The organism is Sphingobacterium sp. LZ11T8 (assembly GCF_024261425.1).
Lineage (GTDB): Bacteria > Bacteroidota > Bacteroidia > Sphingobacteriales > Sphingobacteriaceae > Sphingobacterium.
The window spans coordinates 564,877-577,146 of sequence record NZ_JANBZY010000001.1 but is presented as its reverse complement, the minus strand read 5'-3'; the positions used below and the strand labels follow the sequence as shown (position 1 = coordinate 577,146).

Annotated in this window: 7 protein-coding genes; all 7 read left to right on the top strand. The window is 41.4% G+C overall.

Annotation, left to right across the window (positions count from 1 at the left end):
• Window positions 1-264: 264 nt before the first annotated feature.
• The 7 genes from NLF99_RS02445 to murQ all read left to right on the top strand — a co-directional run bounded on the left by NLF99_RS02445 (window position 265) and on the right by murQ (window position 12,264).
• Window positions 265-1,497, top strand: coding sequence for an exo-beta-N-acetylmuramidase NamZ domain-containing protein (locus NLF99_RS02445; protein WP_254526601.1), 1,233 nt, complete (start codon window positions 265-267; stop codon window positions 1,495-1,497).
• Between the two features lie 162 nt (window positions 1,498-1,659).
• Window positions 1,660-5,130 carry a SusC/RagA family TonB-linked outer membrane protein gene (locus tag NLF99_RS02440; RefSeq protein ID WP_185215834.1) on the top strand — a complete coding sequence of 1,157 codons (3,471 nt, stop codon included), beginning with the start codon at window positions 1,660-1,662 and terminating at the stop codon, window positions 5,128-5,130.
• An 11-nt stretch (window positions 5,131-5,141) separates the two neighbouring features.
• Window positions 5,142-7,004, top strand: coding sequence for a RagB/SusD family nutrient uptake outer membrane protein (locus NLF99_RS02435; RefSeq protein ID WP_254526600.1), 1,863 nt, complete (start codon window positions 5,142-5,144; stop codon window positions 7,002-7,004).
• Between the two features lie 54 nt (window positions 7,005-7,058).
• Window positions 7,059-8,888: a PQQ-binding-like beta-propeller repeat protein gene (locus tag NLF99_RS02430; RefSeq protein WP_254526599.1), complete on the top strand. Its 1,830-nt coding sequence runs from the start codon at window positions 7,059-7,061 to the stop codon at window positions 8,886-8,888.
• Between the two features lie 10 nt (window positions 8,889-8,898).
• Complete coding sequence (locus NLF99_RS02425) at window positions 8,899-10,686, top strand: glycoside hydrolase family 9 protein (protein WP_254526598.1); 1,788 nt, start codon at window positions 8,899-8,901, stop codon at window positions 10,684-10,686.
• A gap of 53 nt (window positions 10,687-10,739) precedes the next feature.
• Window positions 10,740-11,366, top strand: coding sequence for a polysaccharide deacetylase family protein (locus tag NLF99_RS02420; protein WP_237219452.1), 627 nt, complete (start codon window positions 10,740-10,742; stop codon window positions 11,364-11,366).
• A gap of 85 nt (window positions 11,367-11,451) precedes the next feature.
• Window positions 11,452-12,264, top strand: a complete 813-nt coding sequence (gene murQ / locus NLF99_RS02415) for an N-acetylmuramic acid 6-phosphate etherase (RefSeq protein ID WP_254526931.1) — start codon at window positions 11,452-11,454, stop codon at window positions 12,262-12,264.
• The last annotated feature ends 6 nt before the right edge of the window (window positions 12,265-12,270 follow it).

Here is a 12,270-nt window from a genome sequence, read left to right as displayed (position 1 = left end):
CACGCAAATGTTACTTATATGTGTAGTATTTACACTTCCTGATGCAATCGGTTGCGGAGCTAAATGCTTTAATCTGCTAAATTTCAAGGATTCCATTCAATTAATCATGCAGATTTTTACATCTCCATTTTCTGATTCATGCGTGTTTTGCGTTTTATTTTGCGGAATATGACAGATTTTGCTGTTTCATTTGCTTTATTGTGCGGTATTTGTCTTAATTTTATCCAGTTTTTATTGCGAAACTGATTTACCGAATCTTAATTAATGGGAAACTTACTCTTATATTCTGCCGTTCTTGGTTTATTATTGACAAGTGCTTGTGGTTCAACAAAGAAGAATAGCTCTTCAAATGCTTCACAGCCTGTAGTTGAAACTGTAAAACAAGAAACCATTGTGCCTGCTGCTGATCAGCTTACTGCTTACTTGCCTTTGTTGAAAGGTAAGAAAGTCGGTTTGATGGGTAACCAGACCTCTGTTGTAGGTCCGCAAAAGGAACATTTGGTAGATGTGCTGTTAAGGGAGAAAGTAGACCTTAAATTTGGATTCGCACCTGAGCATGGATTCCGAGGTGACATCGAAAGAGGCGAGAAAGTCAGCAATGATGTTGATGCTAAAACTGGTCTTCCATTATTTACCCTATATGGTGGAAATGAAAAACAAGATTCAATCGTTCAGTCGGTTGATGTCATGATTTTCGATCTGCAAGATGTTGGTGCTCGATTCTATACTTACATAACCTCCTTGCACCGTGTCATGGAGCTTTGTGCAAAGCACAACAAAGAACTGATTGTACTGGATAGACCTAATCCATGTGGTGATCAGGTTGATGGTCCTGTTCGTAAGGACGACAAATTCAAATCCAACGTTTCTTATCATAAAATTGCCATGGTCCACGGCTTGACCGTTGGAGAATTGGCAAAGATGATCAATGGCGAGAAGTGGTTAGAAAATGGACGTCAATGCAAGTTGACTGTGGTTCCGGTTCAAGGATATACGCATGATAGCATGTACGACCTTCCAGTTATCCCTTCCCCAAGTTTGCCAAACCATTTATCAGTTCGCCTTTATTCTTCATTATGTCTGTTTGAAGGAACTGATATTTCCGTAGGCCGTGGTACAGACTGGCCTTTCCAAGTGGTTGGTTTTACCGACCCTGTTTATGGAGACTTTACCTTTACTCCAGGTGAAAAAGCAGGTATGGCTAAACACGTAGAAGGAAAAGGAGCGACCAATTACGGTCTAGATTTAAGAGGTCTAGATGCCGACAAACAGAAATTTACCTTAAAATACATACTCGATTTCTATAATAAAATGCCAGACAAGTCTAAGTTTTTTGTGCGAGCAGAATTCTTCGACAAGCTAGCCGGAACGGATGAGCTTAGAAAGCAAATCATTGCTGGAAAGACAGAAGATGAAATCCGTGCCAGCTGGAAACCTGAATTGGATGAATACAAGAAAATGAGAACAAAATATTTGATCTACCCAGACTTCAAATGAAAAACAAGCATGTGAGGGCTCAATTTAATTGAGCCTATTCGCATAATGGGACATTTGATGCTGGAAAAACATTTTATCACGCAAACAAACTCGGTTGTTTCAGTTAGATGGGAATAAACCGAATTATGATAACAAAAATTATAAATTATTAATCTTAAAGCAATGCGAAGACTTATACTCTTTTCTCTCGCTCTGGGTTTAACAATGCCGACTTATGCGTCTTTTGAGGCAAACAAAGGTGTTGTTGCACTTGGAAACCATGCTAGCTGGACAAATGCTTCATCGGTGCTGCAAAATACCGTAACAGGTACGGTAAGTGGTCCGGACGGTCCCTTAGCTGGTGTTACTGTTTCGGTAGTAGGCTCCTCTGTGAAAGCCTCTACGGATGAATCAGGTAAATTCTCAATTTCGGCCGCTGTAGGTTCGACTTTAAGGTTCTCCTATGTTGGATACGAATCCAAAGAGGTTACCGTAGCTGGTAATACCATGAACGTAACGCTTCAATCTTCCAGCGACCTGTTGGATGAGGTGGTTGTCGTGGGTTATGGTACTCAAAAGAAAGGTAACTTAACAGGTGCCGTTTCAACAATCAGTGTAAAAGATAACTTAGAAGGTCGTCCTATCGCAGATGTGGGTCGTGGTATCCAAGGGGTAACCCCTGGTTTGACCGTGACGGTTCCATCGGGTGAGGTAGGTTCTGATCCACGTATCAAAATCCGTGGTGCAGTAGCTTCATTGCAGGCTTCAGGAGATCCTCTGATCTTATTGGACAACGTGGAAATCCCAAGTATCCAATATGTGAACCCTGACGATATCGAATCCATTACGGTATTGAAAGATGCCGCTTCATCATCGATCTACGGTGCTAAAGCTGCATTCGGTGTAATCTTGATTACGACCAAAACCGGTGCTAAAGGTGAAAAAATCGATATTTCCTATTCCAATAACTTCTCGTTCCAAAACCCTTTCAAACAATATGAAATGGGTAGGATCAATGCGTTGAAATATACCAAAGATGCCATGGAGCGTATTGGATCAAACATCTCTGGTGCTTTCTACTATGTAACTCCAGAAGGTTATGAAATGGCGAAGGAATGGGATGACAAATATGGAACTACATTAGGTCCAAACGATCCTACTGTTTTCGGACGTGACTGGATTGTTGACCCAACCAATTCTTCTCGTAAAATTGGTTTGAGAACCTATGATCCTTATGATTACATGGTAAGGGAATGGGCTCCAACCATTACCAACAATGCTTCAATAAATGGTTCTGTAGGTAGGACTAAATATACAGCCACTTTTGGACACATCTCTCAAAGCGGGATGTTGAAAGCTGGTGACTCTGATAAATTCAAAAGAGCAAATGCTGCAGTAAGGGTATCTACAGATGTAAGTGATTACTTGACTTTGCGTGCCGGAGCCATGTTCTCCCAACGTCAAAAGCTATATCCTTATGCGACCAACTCTACCACTGCCGACCCTTGGTACTACATGTACCGTTGGTCATCAGTTTATCCAATGGGATTGGATGAGAACGGAAGCAAAATCCGTAGCCCTTGGTCGGAGTACGAAGATGCAAATGAAGCATCAATGAAACGTAACTACATCAACTTGAATGCTGGTGCAACAGTCAATATGACCAAGAACTGGAGATTAGATGTGGATTACAACTTCACCAATGAAGACTACGATTGGTTTAGACCGGGTACTCGTTTTACAGCAGCTAACAGCTGGATCGCTCCGGTTCAACGTTTGGACGCCAATGGTAACCAGGTTTATGTGGACAATACAGGTGCTGTAGTGCCTGCAGGTTCTCCTGGAGCTATCGCAGCATACGACTTGAATACACATGAATATACAGCCCCAGGAGCAAATCCTGACCACGTATACGCTCGTGCAGCATATGAGTATAAACATACTTTTAATGCTTTCTCTACTTATAATCTAAACCTTGACAACGGCCATGAATTCAAATTTATGGTGGGTTCAAACTTGGTGTCTGATTATGGTAAATACAACTGGACTCAAAAAACTAACCTACTTGACTTAAGCAATCCGCAATTCGATCTTGCTTCAGGTACAGTAACAGGTTCTGGTGGTACTTTCTGGACTAGTCAGGTAGGTTTCTTCGGTCGTGTAAACTATGCCTTCAAAAACAAATACCTTTTGGAAGCGAATGCACGTTATGATGGATCTTCAAAATTCGTGGATGATTTGATCTGGAGATGGTTTACATCAGCTTCTGCTGGATGGGTGGCTTCAGAAGAAAACTTCATGCAATGGGCTAAACCAGCATTATCTCACTTGAAATTTAGAGGTTCATACGGGATAATCGGTAACCAAGCCGTTCCTGCAAGTTTATATACACCAAACATGTTCCCTTACGAGACTTTGTGGATCGGTGGTCAGAATAAATACTATGGTGTACCTACGCCTACATTCAGCTTAAGAGATATCTCTTGGGAAGATCTAGAAACTATTGACTTTGGTGTTGATGCTCGTTTCTTAAACAACAGATTAGGTTTGGTTTTCGATTACTATGTTCGTAATACCAACAACATGTTCGTTGGATTGCAGGGTACAACATGGACTACCGGTGGTGCTGCACCTCTTGGAAACTTCGGTACCTTAAAAACAAAAGGTTACGAAGTAGCTGTTGACTATAACCACCGCTTTAATAACGGTCTAGGTATCAATGTTCGTGCAAACTTTGACGATGCAATCTCAAGATTCTATAATGTTACGAGCCAAAGAACTACAGGTTCTTACTATGATGGTTCTGCATATGGAGATATCTGGGGATATGAAACCGATAGACTTTACCAAATGGATGACTTCGTATTAGGCGCTGATGGAAAACCTCAGTTGATCAATTTAACGGAGGACATGACCAAATACTTTGCAAATGGTGATGGTAAAGCTTACCAATTAAAAGATCCTAATGGGGTTTACCAACCTCGTTTAGAAAATACCAATACGTTCAACTTCGGTCCTGGTGATGTGAAATTCAAGGATTTGAACGGTGATGGTGAAATCGATAACGGTGATGGTACGGTAGATAACCCTGGTGATAGAAGAATCATTGGTAACACGACTCCACGTTATAACTACGGTTTACGTTTAGGCGCTGATTACAAAGGATTCGATTTCTCTATCTTCTTCCAAGGTACTGGACAACGTGCTATGTGGGGTAATGGTGCATTGGCAATCGCTGGTTTCAATACAGCAGACGGTGCTATGCCAGCAGCAATCGTAGATGATTACTGGACGCCGGACAACACAGGTGCTTTCTACCCAGCGGCATTCAACAATGCGGGTAGCAACGATGCCAACAACATGCAAATTCAGTCTAAATACTTATTGGATCTATCTTACACTAGAATTAAGAACATCACATTCGGATATGTATTGCCTAAGAGCTTTATCGCTCCAGCTAAATTGAGCAATGTACGTGTTTATGTGGCTTTAGAAAACTTCTTTACTTGGGATAAACTCAATGGCTTGCCAATCGACCCAGAGGTAGTTTCTGGATTCTCCATGTTTAATGAAAGTAACTATAACACAGGTAGAACTGGGGTTGGTACTCCAACATTCAAATCTGCTTCATTCGGTGTACAGTTAAACTTCTAATCCTTACGACAATGAAAAAATTATCATATTTATTTTTAGGTTCAGCCCTGTTCTTCAGCAGCTGTAATACCTTGCTAGATAGACCTGAGTTAAACGCCATGGTGGACTCAGAGTCTACCTACTGGAGAAATGAAAATGACCTACGTCTTTTTGCAAATGACTTTTATACCAACTTCTTTGTTGGCTATAACTCCAGCTTCGGGACAGCTTATACGCCGTTAACTGGATATAACTTTTCCGATGATTTAACTTCCGAAAACCAACAGTTAGCCCTGTTGTCAAGCTTGCCTACGAATTCCGGCGGTTCTACAAGTACGGCCGTGGCATCTTTACGTGCTGAACACCCAGGTCCAAACTGGAACTTCGCATGGATCAGAAAAGCCAACTTAATGTTGAACCGTATCGAAAACTTTGCGAAACCAAAGTTGACAGAAGATGAATACAAGCACTGGTCATCAGTTGCTCGTTTCTTTAGAGCTTATGAATATAGCCGTTTGGTAAGTAATTTTGGTGATGTTCCTTATTATGGCGATGTCGTTGACCCGACCAATATGGATGAACAGTACAAAGACCGTACACCTCGTGCTGAGGTGATGGACCATGTGTATGATGACTTCAAATATGTGTTGGCAAACATGCGTGATAATGATGGTGTAAGCAATCTGAATAGATATGTTGCAGCCACGTTGATGTCCAACATGATGTTATTTGAAGGGTCTTGGCAACATTACCACAACCTAGATAAAACTAGGGCTAAGAAATACTTGGAACTGGCTCGTGATGCGGCACAATACGTAATGGAATCAGGTAAGTATTCTTTCGGATCCGATTTCAAGAGCTTGTTTGCATCAGAAAGCTTAGCTGGAAACCCTGAGGTAATTTTCTTCAGAGCTTATGACGACGCATTGGCAATCAGACATGCTGTAGCTTCTTATAGCAACGGTACTGAAAACCAACCACGTTCAGCAAACTTAAACCTGATCGAAGCTTTCATCTGTAACGATGGCAAGACTTTCCAAAACTCTGGAGTAGCCAATGCTAAAAACTTCAGGTTACAGGAATTGGTAAAAACTCGTGACCCTCGTTTCGAAGCTACTTTTATGGATACGGTAAATGCACCTGCTGTTGGTACTTTAGTTTATGCCCATAAATTTGCTGGTAGAGAGGCTTTAGATTTCTTGAACTCTGGAAAAGCATATCCTGCGAAATGGAGTTCAAATACCAATACCAATGATGCACCTGTAGCTCGTTACGCTGAGGTGGTATTAAACTGGGTAGAGGCAAAACAGATCTTAGCAGAAAACTATGGTGGAGCTGCGGTTACTCAAGGTGACCTGGATAAATCCATCAATGCAATCCGTAAGAGACCATTGGATGCTGTTGCGGTAGCTAAAGGAGTTAAACAAACAGAACCTTTGATGCTTGGAGCTATTCCTGCAGATCCTAATAAAGATGCGGATGTATCTCCACTTATGTGGGAAATCCGTCGCGAGCGTCGTATGGAATTTGTATTCGAATATGCTCGTATCCAAGATATCCGTCGTTGGAAAAAATTGGAAACCCTTAACTTTAATAATGATACCTATAAATTAGGTTCATGGGTTATCGGCGTAAAAGATTTTGGCGACAAGAAAAACCCTGGAAAAATCTTAAGCGCTTTCGTAAAAAGATTACAGGTTAAAAAAGCAGATGGTACCATCGTAACTTACAATGGCAGCAATGATGCTGAAATGGAAGGATACTATGTGGTTAGAAATTTCACTAACCGTTTACCTGTCCTGCCTAAAAACTACCTTTCTCCAGTAAGTATTGGACTGATCCAAGCTTACCAAGACCAAGGTTATACATTGACCCAAACACCGGGTTGGAATTAATGAAAATTTTAAGCAAAAGGTCAAGCAATTGACCTTTTGCTCTATATTTAAGCTATGAGAAGACTATTATTTTTGCTGTTCCTATTACCATTAAACCTATTTTCTCAGACTTTCAAATTTGCTCAAGTAACCGATACCCATGTTGGTGGTGCTACAGGAGCTGATGATTTACGCAGGACGGTTCTGGACTTAAATCAGCAGCAAGGCATTGACTTCGTGATCCTGTCGGGGGATGTCACCGAGTTTGGTTCCGATGAGGAACTGGCCTTGGCAAAACAGATTTTGGATAGTCTGAACTTACCACTATATGTCATTCCGGGAAACCATGACAGCAACTGGTCAGAAAGTGGTGCGAACTCTTTCCGTAAGGTTTTTGGTGCTGAAACTTTCTTTTTCGAACATAATGGCGTTCAGTTTATAGGAACTACTTCGGGGCCTAATATGCGTATGAGTCCGGGGCAAATTCCAAGGGAGAACCTGGTATGGATGGATTCGATCTTTAAGGCTCATCCTGATCAACAAAAACCCTTGATCGCCATTAACCATTACCCTTTGGATTCTTCATTGAACAATTGGTATGAAAATATTGATCGCATCAAAACCAAAAACGTACAATTGGCGCTATGTGGTCATGGCCACATCAATAAACTGTATGATTGGGAGGGAATCCCTGGCGTAATGGCCAGATCTAATCTGCGTGCAAAGGATGCAGTAGGTGGATATAATATTATCACGGTTTCTTCCGATTCGGTGTTTTTCCAGGTCAGAAGGCCTCTTTTTATTACCGAAGATTATTGGCTGAAACTGCCGCTTAAACCTGTCTCTCCAGACGTGGCTCAAGGTGTAAAAAGACCAAACTACGCATTGAATGCAAACAGCCAAGCGAAAGTGCTTTGGGAATATGAAGACCATGGTGATATCGGTGCCGGTATTACGGCCGATAAAAAATGGATGTACACTGCCAATACGGTAGGTGAGGTTTATGCATTGGATCTGAAAACAGGAAAGAAGCAATGGACCTTCAAAACTGCTGGAAAAGTATATTCTACCCCGGCAGTACATAAAGGAGTGGTAGTGGTCGGTTCATCAGACCATTTTATTTATGGCATAAATGCCAAAACTGGAAAAGAACTTTGGAAACTGCAGGCTGATAAAGCAGTGCTTGGTTCGCCAGTGGTAAAAAATGGAAAAGCCTATATCGGCGCATCAGATGGAATCTTCCGTTGTATAGATGTGAAAACCGGAAAGTTAATCTGGAGCTTTAATGAGGTGCAAGGCTATGTTTCGACTTTGCCAACCTTAGCTGATAATAAAGTAATTTTTGGAAGTTGGAAAAACGGTTTCTATGCGCTAGATCAAAAGACAGGTCAGTTAGTTTGGAAATGGGACAACGGCCATACCAATAGGATGTTTTCTGCGGCAGCCTGTTATCCAGTAGTGGAAAACAATCGTGTTTTCATCGTCGCTCCGGACCGCTTTATGACAGCGATCGATCTAAAGACAGGCCAAACCATTTGGCGTGAAAAGAAAGATGAATACCGTGTAAGGGAGTCGATGGGTATTTCAAAAGATAGAAAGCTAGTCCTGGCAAAGACCATGGACGGAGAATTGATCGGAGTGCCGGTTACTGCCGATAAAATGGATGTTAATTGGAAGGCCGAAATAAAATTACCATATGAATTAGCTCCAACTGCAATTTATACCAATTCAAAATATATATTTGTACCTAGCGACAAGGGATTATTGTCTGCTGTTGAACCTAAAACCGGAAAAACAGCTTGGCAATACAAGATTTCCAATGGTATGATCAATCCGCCACTCGTGCTGAAAGACAGAGTTGTTGTCAGTACTATGGACGGAAAAATCGTAATGCTAACCTACTAAACCGAGAATAATGAATAGAGTACTTTCCTTGTTTATTTTCCTTCTTTGTGCTTTTCAGGCCTTTTCACAAGAGAATTCCTGGATCAGGATAAACCAATTAGGCTATCTTCCTGATAATAAAAAAGTTGCTGTATGGGTAACTAAAGGAGATAAAGGGATCAAGAAATTTAGTTTAATCGATAAAAACAATAATAAAGCCGTTTTTACGGCCAAGACAGGTAAACAATTTGGCCAATATGGACCCTTCCAATTAGGTTACAGGTTGGATTTCAGTAAGTTCAACAAAAAGGGCGAATATTACCTTCTGGCCGATGATGGTACAAAGTCTCCAAGTTTTAAGATCAATGCAGATGTCTATAAAGGCACCGCCGATTTTACCTTGAGGTACATGCGTCAGCAAAGGACGCTATTTAATCCATTCCTTCAAGATTCTTGCCATACTCATGATGGGTTTACCATGTATGCCAGTTCCGTTGGTATGCCTGATAGCACTCGTGTAGAAGTGGCGGGCGGATGGCATGATGCTTCTGATTATTTGCAGTATGCCACCACATCGGCAAATGCTACCTATCATTTATTGGCAGCTTATCGCGATTTTCCATCCGTATTTACCGATGAGAAACAAGCAAACGGACTGGATGGTAAAAACGGAATTGCTGATGTTTTGGATGAAGCTATCTGGGGATTAGATTGGTTGGTGAAAATGCATCCCAAACCCAATATCATGTTCAACCAGATTGCAGATGACCGTGATCATACTGCCATGCGCTTGCCGGGCCAAGACTCAGTTTATGGAAGAGGCCATGAAAGACCGGTATATTTTATCGATGGTAATCCGCAGCAAAGAGGAAAATTCATGAACAATACCACAGGGACAAGTTCCACTGCTGCAAAATTTGTGAGCGCCTTTGGTTTGGGTCATCAATTACTTAAAGATCAGAACGCTGATTATGCTTCAATCTTAAAGGAAAAGGCAGGTACGGCTTATCAATACGCATATATCAAACCAGGGGTAACCCAGACTGTTTCGGTCAAATCACCTTATATTTATGCTGAAGATAACTGGGTGGACGATATGGAATTGGCTGAAGCCACCATGTTCAACCTGAACCAAAACCAGGAACATATCCAAAAAGCAATGGACTTTGCCAGACAGGAAAAAGTAACTCCTTGGATGGTAAGGGATACCGCAAACCACTATCAATATTATCCTTTCATTAACCTCGGCCATTTTGAATTGGCAAAATCAGTGGATGGCAAGGTGAAGAAAGAAGCCCTAGGCTATTATAAGGAAGGTATCGAGGAAGTAAATGCTCGTGCTAAGGACAACATGTTCTATCGCGGAGTTCCTTTTATTTGGTGCAGTAACAATTTGACAACCTCATTTGCTATCCAATGCTTATGGTATCGTGAAGCTTCTGGGGACAAGCAATTCCAAGAATTGGAACAAGCTAATATAGATTGGTTATTCGGTGTTAATCCTTGGGGGACCAGTATGGTTTATGGATTACCTGCACATGGTGATACACCAACCGAGCCACATTCGTCGTTTACATATTTACACAACTACCCAATCGATGGGGGATTGGTGGATGGACCGGTATATTCCGCGATCTATAATAACCTGATCGGCATTCAATTGTACAAGCCGGATGTGTATGCTCCATTCCAAAGTGATTTGGTGGTTTACCATGATGATTTTGGTGATTATAGCACGAATGAGCCAACCATGGATGGAACAGCTTCGTTGATCTATCTGTTGTCGGCAAAAGAGAGTGAATCAAAAAAAAAAGAATAACGGATTCTCAAGGCGCCATCATCAGGGGCGATACCAGTAAAAGGCAGGTTAGCTTGATTTTTACAGGCGATGAATTCAGGGAAGGACTGCAAACAGTTGCAGAAACACTCGATAAAGAAAAAGTGAAAGGGAGCTTCTTTGTTACAGGAAGATTTCTGGAAGATCAGAAATCCGCAAAGTTGCTGAACAAATTATATCGTCAAGGACATTATGTTGGTCCACATTCTGACCAGCACCTGTTGTATGCACCTTGGGAGAACAGGGATAGCCTTTTGCTATCTAAAGTGGAGTTTGTCAACGATTTACAGGCCAATCTGGATAAGCTTCATGCGATTGGTATCAAGAAAATGGACAAATTTGTTGCTCCGTATGAATGGTACAATAAGCAAATTGCAGCCTGGACGAAGGAATTGGGCATGGACCTGTATAATTTTACTCCAGGTTTAAGAACAGCGGCAGATTACACGTATCCAGAAATGGGAGCGCGGTATTTGTCCACTGAAGCGATTCTGAAACAATTGGCTGAGTATGAAGAGAGCAAGGGCCTCAATGGATTCCAAATTATTGTCCATCTTGGTACTGACCCTAAAAGAGAAGATAAATTATTTAATCAATTAGAAAGATTGATTGATTTATTGAAGAATAAAAATTATAAATTCGTCCCACTCGACGAGATATAAAATTAACATGCGTGTTTTTGCGTTTTTTAGCAAAAAGTCGCATATTTACGAAAAGTTATTGAATGTATTGCAAATGCTGAAGGCTATGATCAACACAACGGAGAAAGATTCCAACTATCAAGACCTAGATAAGATGTCGGTTCTTGAGATCCTGACTAATATTAATAATGAAGATAAAACAGTGCCGTTGGCAGTTGAAAAGGTTATTCCTCAAATTGATGCCTTAGTGAAGGTCGTTGCTGACCGTATGAAGGCTGGTGGGCGTCTGTTCTATATCGGTGCAGGGACTTCGGGTCGTTTGGGTATCTTGGATGCATCTGAATGCCCGCCTACTTACGGTGTGCCCTTTGATTGGGTGATCGGATTGATCGCTGGTGGCGATACGGCTATCCGTAAAGCGGTGGAGTTTGCTGAAGATGATGTTGAACAAGCTTGGAAAGATTTAGAAGAATATGCGATCAATGAAAATGACTTTGTCCTTGGTATCGCCGCTTCTGGAACCACTCCTTACGTTATTGGCGGACTTGATAAAGCGAATGAGTTAGGGATTGCAACCGGATGTTTGGTTTGTAATGGAAACTCACCGATTGCAGCCCGTGCAAAATATCCTATTGAAGTTATCGTAGGCCCTGAATTCGTTACGGGTTCTACTCGTATGAAAGCTGGAACTGCTCAAAAATTGGTGTTAAACATGATCAGTACTGCTGTCATGATCCAATTAGGCAGAGTTAAGGGAAATAAAATGATCGATATGCAGCTCTCTAATCATAAATTGGTAGGAAGAGGGGTTCGTATGGTGATGGCAGAAACCGGAACTGACGAAGAGACTGCAACTGCACTGATCGAAGAGTTCGGAAATGTTCGAAAGGCTATCGATAATTTTAACCTTAATAAATAAAATTTA